14 protein-coding genes are annotated in these 16,024 nt (G+C 71.9%); 6 read left to right on the forward strand and 8 right to left on the reverse strand.

What is annotated here, in order from left to right; all coding sequences use genetic code 11:
- Positions 1-56: 56 nt before the first annotated feature.
- The gene (locus ACK1X7_RS29885) at positions 57-332 is read left to right on the forward strand and encodes a hypothetical protein (protein WP_361498180.1); all 276 of its coding nucleotides are present in this window, start codon (positions 57-59) and stop codon (positions 330-332) included.
- 21 nt (positions 333-353) lie between these two features.
- On the opposite strand, the gene ACK1X7_RS29890 is transcribed toward ACK1X7_RS29885, so the two are convergent.
- Positions 354-1,133, reverse strand: a complete 780-nt coding sequence (locus tag ACK1X7_RS29890) for a helix-turn-helix domain-containing protein (RefSeq protein WP_385143569.1) — start codon at positions 1,131-1,133, stop codon at positions 354-356.
- A gap of 370 nt (positions 1,134-1,503) precedes the next feature.
- On the opposite strand from ACK1X7_RS29890, the gene ACK1X7_RS29895 reads away from it, so the two are divergent.
- Positions 1,504-2,772: a tetratricopeptide repeat protein gene (locus ACK1X7_RS29895; RefSeq protein ID WP_390795149.1), complete on the forward strand. Its 1,269-nt coding sequence runs from the start codon at positions 1,504-1,506 to the stop codon at positions 2,770-2,772.
- A gap of 16 nt (positions 2,773-2,788) precedes the next feature.
- Here the strand turns inward: ACK1X7_RS29895 and ACK1X7_RS29900 are convergent, their stop codons facing one another.
- Genes ACK1X7_RS29900 through ACK1X7_RS29920 form a run of 5 tightly spaced genes read right to left on the reverse strand, consistent with a single transcriptional unit; the run spans position 2,789 to position 7,811 of the window.
- A complete protein-coding gene (locus tag ACK1X7_RS29900; RefSeq protein WP_413115863.1) occupies positions 2,789-4,273 on the reverse strand; it encodes a purine-cytosine permease family protein in 1,485 nt (494 codons plus the stop codon).
- A gap of 18 nt (positions 4,274-4,291) precedes the next feature.
- Complete coding sequence (locus ACK1X7_RS29905) at positions 4,292-5,230, reverse strand: ABC transporter substrate-binding protein (protein ID WP_385143565.1); 939 nt, start codon at positions 5,228-5,230, stop codon at positions 4,292-4,294.
- Between the two features lie 37 nt (positions 5,231-5,267).
- On the reverse strand, positions 5,268-5,945 hold the full coding sequence (locus ACK1X7_RS29910) for an ABC transporter permease (protein ID WP_059145155.1): 678 nt from the start codon (positions 5,943-5,945) through the stop codon (positions 5,268-5,270).
- Position 5,946: 1 nt separating this feature from the next.
- Positions 5,947-6,588, reverse strand: coding sequence for an ABC transporter permease (locus ACK1X7_RS29915; RefSeq protein ID WP_361498170.1), 642 nt, complete (start codon positions 6,586-6,588; stop codon positions 5,947-5,949).
- Positions 6,585-7,811: an ABC transporter ATP-binding protein gene (locus tag ACK1X7_RS29920; protein WP_385143582.1), complete on the reverse strand. Its 1,227-nt coding sequence runs from the start codon at positions 7,809-7,811 to the stop codon at positions 6,585-6,587. The genes ACK1X7_RS29915 and ACK1X7_RS29920 overlap by 4 nt, the downstream gene beginning before the upstream one ends.
- A 160-nt stretch (positions 7,812-7,971) precedes the next feature.
- On the opposite strand from ACK1X7_RS29920, the gene ACK1X7_RS29925 reads away from it, so the two are divergent.
- The 3 genes from ACK1X7_RS29925 to ACK1X7_RS29935 all read left to right on the forward strand — a co-directional run bounded on the left by ACK1X7_RS29925 (position 7,972) and on the right by ACK1X7_RS29935 (position 11,250).
- Positions 7,972-9,498, forward strand: a complete 1,527-nt coding sequence (locus tag ACK1X7_RS29925) for an aromatic amino acid ammonia-lyase (protein WP_385143563.1) — start codon at positions 7,972-7,974, stop codon at positions 9,496-9,498.
- Positions 9,499-9,529: 31 nt separating this feature from the next.
- On the forward strand, positions 9,530-10,507 hold the full coding sequence (locus ACK1X7_RS29930) for a MurR/RpiR family transcriptional regulator (RefSeq protein WP_385143561.1): 978 nt from the start codon (positions 9,530-9,532) through the stop codon (positions 10,505-10,507).
- Between the two features lie 152 nt (positions 10,508-10,659).
- Entirely contained in the window at positions 10,660-11,250 is a 591-nt protein-coding gene (locus ACK1X7_RS29935; protein WP_413115864.1) for a hypothetical protein, read from the forward strand.
- A gap of 369 nt (positions 11,251-11,619) precedes the next feature.
- Here the strand turns inward: ACK1X7_RS29935 and ACK1X7_RS29940 are convergent, their stop codons facing one another.
- Both ACK1X7_RS29940 and ACK1X7_RS29945 read right to left on the reverse strand, forming a co-directional pair.
- The gene (locus ACK1X7_RS29940; RefSeq protein ID WP_413115865.1) at positions 11,620-12,984 is read right to left on the reverse strand and encodes a diaminopimelate decarboxylase; all 1,365 of its coding nucleotides are present in this window, start codon (positions 12,982-12,984) and stop codon (positions 11,620-11,622) included.
- A gap of 111 nt (positions 12,985-13,095) precedes the next feature.
- Positions 13,096-14,112, reverse strand: coding sequence for a zinc-binding dehydrogenase (locus ACK1X7_RS29945; RefSeq protein WP_413115866.1), 1,017 nt, complete (start codon positions 14,110-14,112; stop codon positions 13,096-13,098).
- Positions 14,113-14,324: 212 nt separating this feature from the next.
- On the opposite strand from ACK1X7_RS29945, the gene hutU reads away from it, so the two are divergent.
- Positions 14,325-15,983 (forward strand): urocanate hydratase, encoded by a 1,659-nt coding sequence (gene hutU / locus ACK1X7_RS29950; protein WP_385143549.1) that lies wholly within the window; start codon positions 14,325-14,327, stop codon positions 15,981-15,983.
- Positions 15,984-16,024: the final 41 nt, after the last annotated feature.

Here is a 16,024-nt window from a genome sequence, read left to right on the forward strand (position 1 = left end):
CATCCGTGACGCTCATTCCTACACTCAGTGACCACGACGGATGAGTGGAGAGACCGATGGTCCGCGCATGGGAAGCCGACCCGTCCGCATCGTTCGCGCGTCGATTAGGAAAGTCGGCGCGCGAGCTGGGAAACACCGGTGGACGCGACGGGTGTCCCGACATCTGGCAGCTCGACAACGGTGACATCGCGGTCATCGGCCGCGACCTCACCGACGCCTACCGGGCGAAACTCCCCGACGACGCCAGCATCGCCCCGGACGAGCGCCTCGTCGTCATCCCGGGTTCCACCCTGAGCGCCGCGAAACCGGACATCCCCGATGCTCGGGCTTGACGACCCCCGGCCGCGAGCCGGTCACTCCGGCGGGACGCTGTACTGCTCCAGAGTCGCCTTCGACATCGAGGTGTCCATCAGGCGCAGTTCCCACGGCCCGGTGTTGACGTCGAAGTCCTTGCCGAATCCGACCCACTTGCCGGCCATACGGCGACTGGTCGGCTCCACGAGCATCTGAATCGCGCCGTGGTAACACGCTCCCTGGTAGTAGCCATCCGTGGCCGTCTGCTCCGTCCAGGCGCCCGTGACCACGTTGCGGTCAACAGTGAGATCCAGACTGAGCGGGGAATCGGAGTTCAGGGACGCACCGTTCAGCGACCGCCCCGTCAGACGATTGCCGTGCTGGACGAGCACCACGTAATGCCTGCCTTCATAGACGTCGTCACGGCCTGACGAGTAGTACTCGTACCGGGAAAGCCAGACGCCGCTGAAGTTGTCTCCCGTCATCTGCTGGCCCTCCCGGGTGTCGGCGGACGCGGGGGCGATACCCTCCGCACCCGGTGCCATGTCATGGCCTCCTGCCCCATCGCCATGGACTCTCGCCATGGGCACCTGCGGGGCGAATCCCAACGACTCGACCGGCATCCCTGTGACCCTCTCCAGCGCGCGGATGTAGACCGGCCTCGGCGACCTGCTGATGCCGGATTCCCAGCGTTGGACCAGTCGTTTGCTGGCCTCGTTCGGCTCGCCCAGCTCCGCACCTGCTCGGCGGAGCGCCTTCGCCAGGTCGTCCTGGCTCATCCGCAGGCCGATCCGCACAGCCCGCAGCGCGTCGTTCGGTGCGTGCACCTCGGTCGTCATGACGTCCACGCTAGCCCCAGATGCCCATCAATGACACCTAAATGACGCCTTTTGAGGGACGCCCGAACAACGCCTTTTCTGTCGTCGCGATGGCCTGGACACCAACGGCACCATCACGACCGAACACGACAGAAAGGCGGATCGTGATGGACGGAGCGGCAAAGGGGCAGCGGCTCATGAGTATCCGGGTGTCCCGTGACAGCGGCCGGACGTGGGACGCAGAAGTGGTGGTCATCAGCAGTGACCCGTTGGCTCCCCTGCACACCTCGGCGTGGCCGCCGTGCCGATGCTTGCGCTGTGTGTCCGGATCAGATGCGGCGCCACCGGATGACTGGCGGAACGGTCAGGTAATCGGGGGCGGCGGACGACGATGAGGAAGCCCCCGGAGGAGCGTGCGGCCGCGTTGCGACGGGTGCTTGTCTGGTACTTGCACTCCGCGGACGCGGCCCAGACGTGGATCAACCCTCAGGAGGCCCATATCCCGCTCGATCCGCCGGGCGATGACCTCACCCCCGCGTCCTTCGCGGACTACGAGGAGGCCATGCGGTGGTACGAGGCGGAGCGCGGCAATCTGCTGGCCGCGACCCGCGCCGCCGGTGAAGCCGGTCTCGAGGTGATCGCCTGGCAGCTTCCCGCGGTGCTGCGGAGCGTGCACATGCTGCTGAACCCGTTCGAGGAATGGCTCGCCATGGGCCGTATCGGACTGCGCGCCGCACGCAGGCTGGGCGACCGCACCGCGGAGGCCGAGCTGTTGGAGAGCCTCGGGATGGCCTGTACGCAGTCGCATCGCCTCGCCGAGGGCGCGGAGTACCACCAGGGCGCCCTCGCCGCCCGCCGGGAGACCGGCGACCGGCTCGGGGAGGCGCTCTCGCTCAACGACATCGGGCTGATCCACTTGCGGGGACGCCGGCTGGAGGAGGCGAAGGAGCGGTTCGAGCAGGCCGCGGCGGTCTTCCGGGAGCTGGGGGCCGCCCAGTGGGAGGCCGTTGTGCTGGCGAACCTCGCCGAGGTGACGTACGAGCTCGCCCGGCCCGAAGAGGCGTCCGGCTTTGTGCGGCGGGCCCTGGAGATGCACCGCGAACTGGGGAACCAGGGCGGCGAGGGCAACGCGCTGCGCATCCTGAGTGCCATTCAGCGGGACCGTGGGCAGCCGGAGGAGGCACTGGGCTCCGCCGAGGGTGCGCTGGAGATCGCCCGCACCCACCGCAACCACATGTGGGAGGGGTACTGGCTGCTGGAGTTGGGCCGGGCGCAGCAGGCCAACGGCGCGTTCGACGCCGCCCTGGTCTCGTTCCAGCGGGCCGCCTCGCTCCAGCGCCGCCTCGGCGACCGGGCGCGAGAGGCCCGGGCGTGGGACGGCGCGGGGGAGACCTACCGGCGGCTCGGGCGGCCCGGTGAGGCGGCCGACTTCCACCGCCGGGCCGTGGCGGCCCATCGGGAGCTGGACGACCTGTGGCACGCGGCGCTCGCCCTCGTCGGCCTCGCCACCGCGTTGCGCGAGGCCGACGAGGCAGGCGGTGGCGAGGAGGCGCGGCGGCACTGGGGCGAGGCGCTGCGCGCGCTTGCCTCGTTCGACGATCCCCGGGCCGCCGCGCTGCGCGAACGCGTCCTCGCCGCCCTGGAAGCGGGCGGCACCTGAGCGGTGCCGGTCCGGGTCAGCCGGGCTCGGTGGCGTACGGGCGGTCGGGGGTCGGCTCCGGGGTGAGGATCATGTGGTCGGGGACGTGGGCGGTGTCGCGGTGGGCCAGGAGCCAGTAGAGGGCGGCGGGGATGGCGAGGCCGACGAGCCAGGAGATGTCCGCGCCGCCCAGCGGGGCGACGAGCGGGCCGGTGTAGAAGTGGGTGGAGAGGAAGGGGAGTTGGGCCAGGACGCCCACGGCGTAGGTGGACAGGGCCTTCCAGCGCCAGGCGCCGTAGCGGCCGCCCGGGTCGCTGAGGGCGGGGATGTCGTAGCGCTCCTTGGCGATGGCGTAGTAGTCGACCAGGTTGATCGCGCTCCACGGGGTGAAGAAGGTCAGCAGGAACAGCAGGAAGTCCTTGAAGGAGGACAGGAAGCTGTCCTTGCCGAGCAGCGCGACCGCCGTGCCCGCGACCATGATCCCGGCGATATAGGCGGCCCGGCCGCGCGGCGAGAGGGTGGCGTTGCCGCGGAAGCCGCTGATGCTGGTCACCATCGACATGAAGCCGCCGTAGGTGTTCAGGACGTTGATCGTCAGTTTGCCGAGGGCGATGACGAAGTAGAGCAGTGAGGTGATCACGGCCGCGCCGCCGCCGAGGCCGACGATGTAGGAGACCTCGTTGCCGACGAAGGCGTGGCCGGCCGCGGCGGCCGCGAGGGTGCCGAAGGTCATGGACCACTGCGAGCCGAGGACGGTGCCGGCCAGGGTCCAGGAGAAGGTGGCCTTGGGGGAGGTGCTGCGCGGCAGGTAGCGGGAGTAGTCGGCGACGTACGGGCCGAAGGCGAGCTGCCAGGAGGCGGACAGCGACACCGCGAGGAGGAAGAGCGGGAAGTCGAAGGTCCGGTCGTGCAGGAGGGTGGCCAGGTCGGTGCGGTCCAGCAGCCGGATGCCCAGGTAGACGAAGGCCAGGGCGCAGACCACGCCCGCGATCCGGCCCAGGGTGTGGATCAGGCGGTAGCCAACGGCGGCCGCCACGCCGGTGATGAGGGCGAAGATGATGATCCCGGTGGTGTCGCCGAGATGGGTCAGTTCGCCGACCGCCTGGCCCGCCAGCACGCTGCCGCTGGCGAAGAAGCCCACGTACATGACGATCACCAGCAGCAGCGGGACGATCGCGCCCCGGACCCCGAACTGGGCCCGGGAGGAGATCATCTGGGGGAGGCCGAGCCGGGGTCCCTGGGCCGAGTGGAGCGCCATGACGGCTCCGCCGAGCAGGTTGCCGAGCAGCAGGGCGATGATCGACCAGAAGGCGCCCGCGCCGAAGACGACGGCCAGCGCGCCGGTCACGACGGCGGTGATCTGGAGGTTCGCGCCGAGCCACAACGTGAACTGGCTGAAGGCGGTGCCATGGCGCTCCGCGTCCGGGACGACGTCGATCGAGCGCTTCTCGACGAGAGAGTCGAGGGCGTCGCGGGAGTCGACGGTGTCGCGGGAGCCGCGGGAGTCGAGAGAGTCGGTCATGAGGGTGTGCTCCTGCCGCTATTTCTTGGTGAGGCCGTTCTTGGCCGCCCAGTCGGCGGCGACCCGGTCCGGGTCCTTCTTGTCGTTGCTCACCAGCTTGTTGAGACGGGCCAGTTCCTGGGTGGTGAGGGCGCCGCCCAGGCGGGCCAGGGCCTTGCGGACCTTGGCGTCGGCCTTGGCCGAGCGGATGACGGGCACGATGTGCTGGGCGGGGATGAGGGCCTTGGGGTCGGCGAGGATCACCCAGCCGTTGGCCTCGATGTCGGGGTCGGTGGAGAAGAGGTTGGCGACGTCGACATCGCCCTTCTTCAACGCGCCCTTGACCAGCGGGCCGGAGGCGTCGAGGGCCTTGAACTCCTTGAAGGTCACGCCGTAGCGGTCCTTGAGGCCCACCAGGCCGACCACGCGGTTCTTGTCCTCGGCCGGGCCGCCGAAGATCAGCTTGCCGTTCTGCTTGGCGAGGTCGGCGAAGCTGCGCAGACCGTGCTTCTGCGCGGCCTCATGGGTGACGCAGAAGACGTCCTTGTCCTCGGCCGCCGCGTACGACAGGGCCTCCAGGCCGCTGGGGAGGGCGACGGTGAGGGCGTTCTGGAGGTCGCCGGCCTCGGTCTGGGGGGCCTTGTCGTCGAAGTGGAGCAGCAGATTGCCCTGGTACTCGGGGAGCAGATCGATATCGCCCTGCTGGAGCGCGGGGATGACGATCTCGCGCGAGCCGAGGTTGGGCCGCACGCTCGTCTTGATGCCCGCGCCCTTCAGCGCCTCGGCGTAGAGATAGCCGAGCAGTTGGTTCTCGGTGAAGTTGGCGGTGCCGATGACCAGGCCGCCCAGGCTGCTGCCGCCGCCCGAGCCACCGCTGCCGCCGTCGCCCTTGAGCGAGGTGACGCCGCCGCTACAGGCGGCCAGCGCGGGTACGGAGGCGCCGGCGAGCAGGCCGCCGAGCAGTTTCCTGCGGTTCATGGGGTGCTCTCCTCGGATCCGGAGTGAGTCGGTGACGTCAGTGCGCGTGGGCGCGCGGGGGGCGGTTGCGGAACAGCAGGCGTTGCACTCCGGCCAGCGCCAGGTCCAGGGCGATGGCCAGTACGGCGACCAGCACCGCCCCGCCCAGCACCTGCACCAGATCGCGCTGGGCGAGCCCGTCGAAGACGTAGCGGCCGAGCCCGCCGAAGCTGACGTACGCGGCGATGGTGGCGGTGGCCACGACCTGGACGCAGGCCAGCCGCAGCCCGGTCATGATCAGCGGGAGCGCGAGGGGCAGTTCGACCTGGAACAGCACCTGGTACCAGCGCATGCCCTGGCCCCGCGCCGCGTCCCGGACCTCGGGGTCGACGGCGGCCATGCCCGCGTACGTATTGGTGACGATCACCGGGACCGCGAGGGCGACCAGCGAGATGTACACCGGCCACATGCTCAGCCCGCTGGCCAGGAAGACCAGGGTGACCAGGCCGACGGTGGGCAGCGCCCGCCCGAAGCCGGAGAGGTTGATGGCGAGGAACGCGCCGCGCCCGGTGTGCCCGATGAGCAGCCCGACCGGGAGGGCGATGGCGGCGGCGACCAGGGTGGCCAGCAGGGAGTACTGGAGGTGTTCCAGGAGGCGGGTCGCGATGCCGTCGGTCCCGGACCACTGGGAGCCGCTGGTCAGCCAGCGGAGGAGGTCCTTGAGCAGTTCGATCATGTCAGGCACGCCTCCTCAGCCACGGGGTGCACAGCCACTGGATGGTGACCAGCACGGCGTCCGCGACCAGCGCGAGCAGCAGGGACAGAAGGACCCCGGCGACGACGGGGGTGGGGTAGTTGCGCTGGAAGCCGTCGGTGAAGAGCTGGCCCAGGCCGCCGTACCCGATGTAGCTGGCGACGCTGACCAGGGAGATCGCCATCACCGTGGCCACCCGTACGCCCGCCATGATCACCGGGAAGGCGAGCGGCAGCTCGACGGTGAGCAGGGTGCGCAGCGGACGGGCGCCCATCGCGGCGGACGCCTCGCGGACCTTGGCGGGGACGCTGTCGAGCCCCTCGACGGTGTTCCGGAGCAGCACGACCAGGGTGTAGACGGTCAGGCCGGTGATGGCGGTGGTGCGGGTGAGGCCGGTGACCGGCAGCAGCAGCACGAAGATCGCGATGGACGGGATCGTGAACAGGATGTTCGAGAGCCCGAGGAGGAGTCCGCGCAGCGCCCGCACCCGGTGGGCGATCACGGCCAGCGGCAGCGCGATCAGCAGACCGAAGAGGACGGCGGGGACGGCGGTGGAGAGGTGGTCGAGGGTGAGCGTGACCAGGTCGCTTTGGTGATCGGGGAACCAGCCCCAGTCGACGGTCATGCGGTCACGCTCGGGTCGGATGCCGGGGCGTCGTCGGAGCCCGCGGAGCCCTGGGTGCCCTCGCCGTCGGTCTCGCCACGGGTCTCGGCGGCTTCAGCGGTGGCGGGGGCTTCAGCGGTGGCGGGGGCCTCGTCGGCCCCGGCGGCTTCCGTGGCGTTCTTGAGGGCCGCCGCGCGGCCCGCCTCCGCATGGCGGCGCCCCGCGAACTCATGTATGCGCTCGCGCCCGGTGACCCCGGTCAGAACGCCGTCGGCGTCCACGCGGGCCACCAGACCGGCGGGGGAGGCCAGCGACTCGTCCAGGGCGGTGAGCAGCGAATCGCCGTCCCGCAGCGCCCGCACCGGCAGCAGCGGCGCCCGGTCGCCCTCCGGCCCCTCGGTGTCGCGCCAGCCCAGCGGCTCACCGCGCTCGGAGGTGACCAGCCGCCAGCGGTCCCCGTCGGCGGGAGCGGGTTCCTGCGGCAGGTCCGCGAGGGTGGACAGGGAGAGCAGCTTCAGCCCGCGCTCGGCGCCCAGGAAGCCCGCCACGAAGTCGTCGGCGGGGCTGGCCAGCAGCTCGGCGGGGGGTGCGCACTGGACGAGATGGCCGCCGGTGCGGAAGATCGCGATGCGGTCGCCGAGCCGTACCGCCTCGTCGATGTCGTGGGTGACGAAGACGACCGTCTTGCGCAGCTCGCTCTGAAGCCGCAGCAGCTCGTTCTGGAGCTGGGTCCTCACGACCGGGTCGACCGCGCCGAACGGCTCGTCCATCAGCAGCACCGGCGGATCGGCGGCCAGCGCGCGGGCGACCCCGACGCGCTGCTGCTGACCGCCCGAGAGCTGGTGCGGATAGCGCTTGCCGGAGTCGCTCGGCAGCCCGACCAGCTCCAGCAGCTCGGCGGCGCGAGCCCGCGCCTTGCGGCGGCCCCAGCCCAGCAGCAGCGGGACGGTCGCGATGTTGTCGAGGATCGTGCGGTGCGGGAAGAGCCCGGCCTGCTGGATCACATAGCCGATGCCGCGCCGCAGCTCGGCGGCGTCCGCCGCGAGGACATCACGCCCGGCCACGCTCACCGTGCCGCTGCTCGGTTCGACCATGCGGTTGACCATGCGGAGGGTGGTGGTCTTGCCGCAGCCGGACGAGCCGACGAGAACGGTGATGCCCCCTTCCGGGAGTTCGAGGTTGAGACGGTCCACCGCGGTGGTGCCGTTCGGGTAGTGCTTACTGACGTCCTTGAAGCTGATCATCCGCTTCCCCTTGCCCTGTCTGCATATAGTCATGCACAGTCATAGTCGAGTGAATAGAAGTCAAGAGGTCTGCGTTAATCACCGGTTACTTCTGCTCGCAATGTGGACGAAGTGCCTGGCGGCTGGCCCGGAATGGGCGTTTTGAAAGGGGTTGCCCTGGATGTTGTCTCACATGCTGGATGCTGATGCCGCGGCGGCCGAGGGCGCGGGCGGCGCGGCTCAGCGCATCACATTGGACGGCCGGAGCCTACGCGTCGTCGATATCGCCCGCCTGGCCGACCGCGTCAGCCGGCCCGCGGCGCCCGACCCGACCGCGCTCGCCCTGGCCGAACGCGCCTGGGAGACCGCGGACCGGCTGGCCGCCACCGGCCGCGTCTACGGCCGGAGCACCGGTGTGGGCGCCAACCGTACCGAGGACGTCGGCCCGGCCGACTCCGACCACGGGCTGCGGCTGCTGCGCAGCCACGCCGGCGCGATCGGCGCACCGCTGCCCGCGCGCGAGGTGCGCGCCATGATGACCGTCCGCGCCAATCAGCTACTGGCGGGCGGCGCCGGGCTGCGCCCCGCCGTCGTCACCGCGCTCGTCGAGGGCCTGGACAGCGGCGCCCACCCGGTGATCAACGAATACGGCGCGGTCGGCACCGGGGACCTCGCCGCGCTCGCCCAGACCGGTCTCGCGCTTGTCGGCGAACACCCCTGGGACCTCACCGAGGCCGCCCCGGGCCGTCGCGCCCCCGACCCGATCGTGCTCGACAGCAATGACGCCCTCGCCCTCATCAGCAGCAACGCCCTCACCCTCGGCCAGTCCGCGCTCGCCCTCGCCGAGCTTCAGCGGCTGCTGTCCGCCTCGCTCTCGGTGGCCGCGCTCTCGCTGATCGCGGTCGGCGGGTCGTACGAGGCGTACGCCGAACCCGTGCACGCCGCCCGGCCGCACCCCGGCTCCGTCGAGGCCGCCGCCCGGATGCGCGCCCTGCTCGGCGCCCCGGCCCGGCCCACCCCGCCGCTCGGGCGCATACAGGACCCGTACGGCTTCCGCTGTCTGCCGCAGATCCACGGACCGGCGCTGGACGCGGCGGAGGCGCTGGAGCGGGTGCTGACCGTCGACTTCAACGCGGCCACCGAGAACCCGCTGATCAGCTCCGCCGACGAGGCCGCCTACCACCACGGCAACTTCTACGCCGCGCACGCCGCCCTCGCCCTGGACGCCTTCCGGCTCGCCGCGCTACAGACCGCCCGGCTCTCCACGGCCCGGCTCGCCGCGCTCAGCGAACCCGACTTCACCCGGCTGCGCCCCTTCCTCGGCGACGCCGCGCCCGCCAGCTCGGGCGTGATGATCCTTGAATACGCGGCGGGGGCGGCCCTCGGCGAGATGCGCGCGGTCTCCCACCCCGCCTCGCTCGGCCATGCCGTGCTCTCCCGCGGTGTCGAGGAACAGGCCAGCTTCGCCTCGCTCGGCGCCCGCCAGACGCTCCGCGTCGCCGACCACTACCGGCTGGTGCTGGGCTGTGAACTGGTCGCGGCCGTAAGGGCGTTGCGCCAGCGCGGGCTGGAGCCGGACCCGGAGCTCCCGGCCGGTGTCGCCTTCGCCATGGCGTCGGAAGTGCTCGATCCCCGCATGGAGGACCGGCCGTTGACGGAGGATGTGGCGGTGGCCGCGCGTCTGCTCGACCGGCTGGCAGGGGTATGAGGGACGAGGGTACGAGGTTCGGGAGGACGCGATGAGTACGGACCATGGGGTGAGCGACGGGGTGAGCGGTGTTCGGATGGAGCCAGTGGGCGAGGATGTCGCGGGGGCGTCGGCGGGCGCGGGCGATGCGGGTGGCCTGGTCGCTACGACGGGTTCGGTCGCGGCGGCCGGTTCTGGTGCCTCGACCGCCGCTCGGCTTCAGGCGCTCTTCGAGGGCCACCGGCTGACCCCGACCCAGCGGCGGATCGCCCACTGCATGGTGCGGCGGGCCGCCGACGCGCCGTTCCTCTCCAGCGTCGAGCTGGCCGAACTCGCGGGCGTCAGCCAGCCGTCCGTGACCCGCTTCGCGGTCGCCCTCGGCTTCGACGGCTATCCGGCGCTGCGCAAGCACCTGCGCGATGTGGCCCCCGCCGAGCCGGCGGCCGACGAGGGGTCGTACAACGAGTACCAGCAGGCCGTGCAGTCCGAGATCGACAATCTGCGCCATCTCGCCGCGCTGCTGGCCGACCCCGCCCCCGTCGTCCGGGCCGGCCGGCTGCTCGCCGACTCCCGCCCGCTGCTGGTCCTCGGGCTGCGCGCCGCCTCCGCGCAGGCGCGCGGCTTCACCTACTTCGCGCGCAAGGTCCATCCGGACGTCCGGCTGCTCGACGAGGGCGGCACGATGCTCGCCGACCGCGTCGACGCCGCGAAGCGCGCGGGTGCCACGGCACTGCTGTGCTTCGCGCTGCCGCGGCATCCGCGGGAGGTGGTGGAAGGTCTGGAGTACGCCCAGGAGGCGGGGCTGACCGTGGTCGCCGTCGCCGACAGCGCCTTCGCCCCGATCGCCCGCCACAGCGATCTGCTGCTGCCCGCGGCGGTCGGCACGGGCCTCGCCTTCGACACCGCGTGTGCGCCGATGCTGCTGGGGCGGGTGCTGCTGGAGGCGATCTGCGACGCGCTGCCGGATGCGCAGGCGCGGCTGGAGGAGTTCGACGCGAAGGCGGCGGAGCGGGGACTGTTCGTGGAGTGAGCCCGGGCCCGCGCGCCGCTGTGTATGCCAACCCCCGTCCCTCTCACCCAATTCTCAGGCATCCTGGCTAGATTCTTCGATTCGTCAGGGATTCCGACAGGGGTTCCGGCAGGGATTTCATCAGGGATTCGCCAGGGTGAGGGAGGTCGGTCGTGGGGCGCGGGGCGTATGCGCTGGCACGGGTGGCGGTGGTCGTGAGGGCCCCTGCCGGATGGCTGTGGTGGCCCGGTGTGCTGGCCGCGGGGATCGGAGCGCTGGTGCCGGGGCTGACCGGGCGCCGGATCGGAGTGCTCGCCGGGGCGGCGCTCTTCCTGATCGCGGCGGTCGTGGTGTTCACGGTGCGTCGGAAGCGGTATCTGGAGTTGGCGCGCGGTGCCTCGCGCGCGAGCAAGTCGGTCTTCCTCCAGGACCGCGCGGTGACCGTAAGGACGCGCCGACGCGCCCTGCGCTGGTGGCTGCTGCCGGCCTTCCTCGCCGCGATGGGCTCGTCCTTCGCCGTTCCGGCGGCGGGCGGGATGCTGCTGGCGGGGCTCGGCGCCGGGCTGTGGGCCAAGGCGCTGTGGCTGGGCCGCTGGGAGCGCGCGAACGATGTGCTGCTGTGGGTGCGCACGGAGCGGGTCTCCGGCGGGCGGCCCGCGGGCAAGGCGGTGGACGCCTACCAGACGACGGGCATCGTGGCCGGGGACGCGGGGCCGGGCGGCGCGCGCCGCTCCTCGCGGACCGTGGCGGCGGCCACGCGCTGAGGGGTCGCGGGCGCGGGGCTTTCGAGGGGCACGCCTGCCCCGATCACGCGACAACGGGCAGACCTTCGGCCCTACGGGCCCGGTTGCGGCGCCCCTCCGGCCTGGGCTTCGCGCCGATCCGGACTGCGGGGGGTGGGGGTACCCCTCGCGAAATCGTTTGATGAATTAGTTGCGTCAGATCAAGCGTTTTCTGGAAGGGGGTACCCCCACCGGGTGGGGTGGCCGGGCTCCGGGCCGCCCCTACCTGTCCTGATGCTCAAACGACGCCAAGCGAGACGAAGCGGTAGGCGCGCCATGGACCTTGAGCTCATGCGGCCTGGGCGCACCTCGCGATATGCGGCGCATCGCAGCCCGCCTGGACGTGGTCCGCTACCGCAGGCGGCTGAGGCCCAGCGCATGTGCCGCGCCGCTCTCGGCCACGATCTCGTCCACCGTCTGCGGCTCTCGTACCGTCGCGAAGCGCACCTCGCCGTCGCCGTTCGTGGCGTCGAAGCCGTGGATCCCGGGGCGGGGCAGGCTGTTGTACGCGAAGTGGTTGGAGAAGTAGTACGCGCCCGTGTCCAGCAGGCCGACCAGATCGCCGGCCACCAGCTCCGGCAGCGGCCGGTCGCGGGCGACCAGGTCGCCCGCGAAACAGCAGGGACCGGCGATGTCCTGGGGCACCTGGCCGTCGGAGGAGCCCCCGGCCTTGGGGCGGCCCTCCGCGTCGTAGGCCAGGACGCGCAGCGGCCAAGCCTCGGGGGCGAAGACCGTACGGGTGGCGAGCTGGGCGCCCGCGTGGGTGACCGCGATCGGGCGGCCGCCCGCGGACTTGGTGTACTCGACCCGCGCCAGCACCAGGCCGGACTTGGCCAGGAGGGACCGTCCGAACTCGGTGACCAGCTTGTACCGTCCGTCGAAGAGCCCCGGCACGGTGCTCCGCAGAAGCTGTGCGTACTCCCGGTAGGTGGGGGTGATCTCGTCGGAGGCGAAGTTCACCGGCAGGCCGCCGCCGATGTCGAGGGCGTCGATCTGCTGTCGGCCGACCGCCCCGTTGATCTCTTCGGCCAGTTCGTAGGCCGCCCGTATGCCCGCCGTCATCAGCTCCAGCGGACAGCCCTGGGAGCCGACGTGGGCGTGCAGCCGGGTCAGCCAGGGGCGTTCGGCGAAGGCGCGGACGACCCACTCGCGCACCCCCGGGTCCTGGAGGGCGACGCCGAACTTGGAGGTCGCGGTGGCCGTGCTCATCGCGTCGATGCTGCCGCCGCCCACCTGCGGGTTGATCCGCAGGCCCAGGGGTGCGGGCGGGTCCGCGTGGTCCCCCACCAGCTCGCCGAGCCGGTCCAGCTCCTGTGGGTTGTCGGCGTTGACGGCGATGCCCAGGTCGAGGGCCTCGCGCAGCTCCGCGGGGGTCTTGGCGGGGGAGTCCAGGACGATCCGGTCGGGCGTCACCCCCGCCGCGCGGGCCAGCGCCAGCTCGCCGGGGCTGGCCACCTCGCAGCCCAGCCCCTCGTCGGCCAGCAGCCGCAGGACCGGGACGAGCGCGGCGGCCTTGACCGCGAAGGCGTGCAGGACCGGGGTGCCGGGCGTGACGACCTCCTCGAAGGCGGCGCGCAGTTCCGCGGCGGCGGCGCGGATCCCGGCCACGTCCAGCAGTCCGACGACGGGCTGATCCGGGCCGAGCAGCCCCTGCTCCACGGCGGCCCGAACGGCCCGTTCGCGCCGGGCGGCCATCGCAACCGGTTTCGAAGTCATGCTTTCAGCCAACCACCGAGGACGGCTGCGGACCAGTTCCCCCGGGGGTGCTCCGGGACGGGGCCGTGTGGTCGTGGGGAGCGTGGCCCCCGGCCCGGGACCGATCCGGCCTCACAGCTCCACCAGCACCGCCCCGAGGTGGCGGCCCTCCAGCAGCTCGCACAGCGCGCCCGGCGCCCGGTCGATCCCCGTCAGCCGGGTGTACGGATACGTCAGGGCGCCCGCGCGCAGCGCCCGGCCGAACTCGCGCAGATACGCGGGCATGGCGTCCTGGTGGTCCATCGCGCTGATGCCGCGCAGTGTGACGCCCCGGGCGATGAGGGCCAGGGTGCTGATCCCGGTCGGGGCCGACGCGTCGTCCGACAGTTGCGCGGCCAGCGCGCCGACCAGGGCGAAACGGGCGTTGCGGCGGGCCACCGCCACCGCGGCCCGCAACTGTTCGCCGCCGACGGTGTCGAAGAGGACGTCGATTCCGTCGGGGGCGGCCGCGCGCAACCGCTCCTCGATCGGTCCGGCGTCCCGGAGGACGACCGCGTCGTAGCCCAGCTCCCGCGTCAGCCGGTCGGCCTTGCGGCGGGAGCCGGTGGAGCCGATGACCCGTTCGGCGCCGTGCAGCCGGGCGAACTGCCCGGCCAGCGAGCCCACGCCGCCCGCCGCACCGGTGACGAACACCGTGTCGCCGGGCCGCACCCCGGCCCCGCGCACCACCCCCAGCCAGGCGGTGAACCCCTGCGACAGATGGGCGGCCGGGTCCGGCAGCGCCTCGGGGTCGATGGGCGACGCCTGCGCGGCGTCGAGCAGCGCGTATTCGCGCCAGCCCGCGCGGTGGCGGACGAGGGTCCCGGGGGCGAGTTCCGTACCCGGCGCGCTGATCACCTCGCCGAGGGCCGGGCCCCGCATCACCTCGCCGGTCTTGTGCAGCAACTGGGGAAGGCCGAGGGTGTCGGGGTCGGCGAGGGTGAGCGGGCGCATCACGGCGGAGACGCTCATCAGCCGGTTGCGCACCAGCACCTGGCCGGGGCCGGGGGCGGGGACGGGAGCGGTGACGACCTCGAAGTGACCGGGGGTGAGCGCCCCTTCGGGCAGGGCCGCCAGACGGACCTCGCGGTGGGTGGCGGGAAGGGACACGCGGGGCTCCTCGGCGGGCGGAGCGGGGGCGGAGCGGACACCTCCCGGTGACGCTACCCCGGGGGGCCGGAACCTGCCGTTCGTGCCCACCGCGAGCCCGCGCCGCTGAACCACCCGGGTGTATGCGCAGCTCCGTGGTATTGACTAGTCATATTCATCGGCATCAAGATGTGAATAACTCGATCCAATCGATGGCAGGGAGGCTTGGCCCCATGACAGGACCGCGACCCGTACGGGCGCCGCGTGGTGCAGAGCTCAGCGCTCGGGGGTGGCAGCAGGAAGCCGCCCTGCGGATGCTCCAGAACAACCTCGATCCGGAGGTCGCCGAGCACCCCGACAAGCTCGTCGTCTACGGCGGCACCGGCAAGGCGGCCCGCGACTGGCGCTCCTTCGACGCCATGGTCCGCACCCTGCGCACGCTCAAGCAGGACGAGACGATGCTGGTCCAGTCGGGCCGCCCGGTGGGCGTCATGCAGACGCACGAATGGGCGCCGCGGGTGCTGATCGCCAACTCCAACCTGGTCGGCGACTGGGCCAACTGGGAGGAGTTCCGCCGCCTGGAGGCGCTGGGCCTGACCATGTACGGCCAGATGACCGCGGGCTCCTGGATCTACATCGGCACCCAGGGCATCCTCCAGGGCACCTATGAGACCTTTGCGGCCGTGGCGGCCAAGAAGTTCAACGGCACCCTGGCGGGAACGATCACCCTCACCGCGGGCCTCGGCGGCATGGGCGGCGCCCAGCCGCTTGCGGTCACCATGAACGACGGCGTCGCGATCTGCATCGACTGCGACCCGCGCGCCATCGAGCGCCGTATCGAGCACCGCTACCTGGACGTCCGCGCCGACAGCCTGGACCACGCCCTGCGACTGGCCACCGAGGCGCGCGACGCCCGGCGCCCCCTGTCGATCGGCGTGCTGGGGAACGCGGCCGAGCTGGTCCCGCAGCTTCTCGCGATGAACGCCCCGATCGACATCGTCACCGACCAGACCAGCGCCCACGACCCGCTGGCCTATCTGCCGATCGGCGTGGACTTCGACGAGATGGCGTCGTACGCCGCCGAGAAGCCCGCCGACTTCACCCAGCGGGCGCGCGAGGCGATGGCCCGGCATGTGGAGGCCATGGTCGGCTTCATGGACGCGGGCGCCGAGGTCTTCGACTACGGCAACTCGATCCGCGGCGAGGCCCAGCTCGCGGGCTACGATCGCGCCTTCGCCTTCCCCGGCTTCGTGCCCGCCTACATCCGCCCGCTGTTCTGCGAGGGCAAGGGCCCCTTCCGCTGGGCCGCCCTGTCCGGCGACGCGAGGGACATCGCGGCCACGGACAAGGCGATGCTGGAGCTCTTCCCGGAGAACGAGTCGCTGGCCCGCTGGATCAAGATGGCGGGGGAGCGGGTCCACTTCCAGGGGCTGCCCGCCCGTATCTGCTGGCTCGGCTACGGCGAGCGCGACAAGGCGGGCGAGCGGTTCAACGAGATGGTCGCCGACGGCACGCTCGCCGCACCGCTGGCGATCGGCCGCGACCACCTCGACTGCGGCTCGGTGGCCTCCCCGTACCGCGAGACCGAGGCCATGCTGGACGGCTCGGACGCGATCGCCGACTGGCCGCTGCTCAACGCCATGGTCAACGTGGCCTCGGGCGCGTCCTGGGTCTCCATCCACCACGGCGGCGGGGTCGGCATGGGCCGCTCGATCCACGCGGGCCAGGTCACGGTCGCCGACGGCACCGCGCTGGCGGGCGAGAAGATCCGCCGGGTCCTGACGAACGACCCCGGCATGGGCGTGATCCGCCACGTGGACGCGGGCTACGACCACGCGGACGAGATCGCGGAGGAGCGGAATGTGCGGATCCCCATGAGGGAAGCGCAGTGAGCCGCGTTGTGGGCAATCGTTCCGCGGGGCGGAACGGGTGG

Source organism: Streptomyces sp. CY-1 (genome assembly GCF_047218265.1).
Taxonomy (GTDB): domain Bacteria; phylum Actinomycetota; class Actinomycetes; order Streptomycetales; family Streptomycetaceae; genus Streptomyces; species Streptomyces niphimycinicus.

Coding starts and splice junctions, on each gene's coding strand:
- ACK1X7_RS29890 (WP_385143569.1), bottom strand. CDS start 1,133: ATGACGACCGAGGTGCACGCACCGAACGACGCGCTGCGGGCTGTGCGG.
- ACK1X7_RS29910 (WP_059145155.1), bottom strand. CDS start 5,945: ATGATCGAACTGCTCAAGGACCTCCTCCGCTGGCTGACCAGCGGCTCC.
- ACK1X7_RS29920 (WP_385143582.1), bottom strand. CDS start 7,811: ATGATCAGCTTCAAGGACGTCAGTAAGCACTACCCGAACGGCACCACC.
- ACK1X7_RS29885 (WP_361498180.1), top strand. CDS start 57: ATGGTCCGCGCATGGGAAGCCGACCCGTCCGCATCGTTCGCGCGTCGA.
- ACK1X7_RS29905 (WP_385143565.1), bottom strand. CDS start 5,230: ATGAACCGCAGGAAACTGCTCGGCGGCCTGCTCGCCGGCGCCTCCGTA.
- hutU (WP_385143549.1), top strand. CDS start 14,325: ATGACAGGACCGCGACCCGTACGGGCGCCGCGTGGTGCAGAGCTCAGC.
- ACK1X7_RS29930 (WP_385143561.1), top strand. CDS start 9,530: ATGAGTACGGACCATGGGGTGAGCGACGGGGTGAGCGGTGTTCGGATG.
- ACK1X7_RS29940 (WP_413115865.1), bottom strand. CDS start 12,984: ATGACTTCGAAACCGGTTGCGATGGCCGCCCGGCGCGAACGGGCCGTT.
- ACK1X7_RS29900 (WP_413115863.1), bottom strand. CDS start 4,273: ATGACCGACTCTCTCGACTCCCGCGGCTCCCGCGACACCGTCGACTCC.
- ACK1X7_RS29915 (WP_361498170.1), bottom strand. CDS start 6,588: ATGACCGTCGACTGGGGCTGGTTCCCCGATCACCAAAGCGACCTGGTC.
- ACK1X7_RS29925 (WP_385143563.1), top strand. CDS start 7,972: ATGTTGTCTCACATGCTGGATGCTGATGCCGCGGCGGCCGAGGGCGCG.
- ACK1X7_RS29895 (WP_390795149.1), top strand. CDS start 1,504: ATGAGGAAGCCCCCGGAGGAGCGTGCGGCCGCGTTGCGACGGGTGCTT.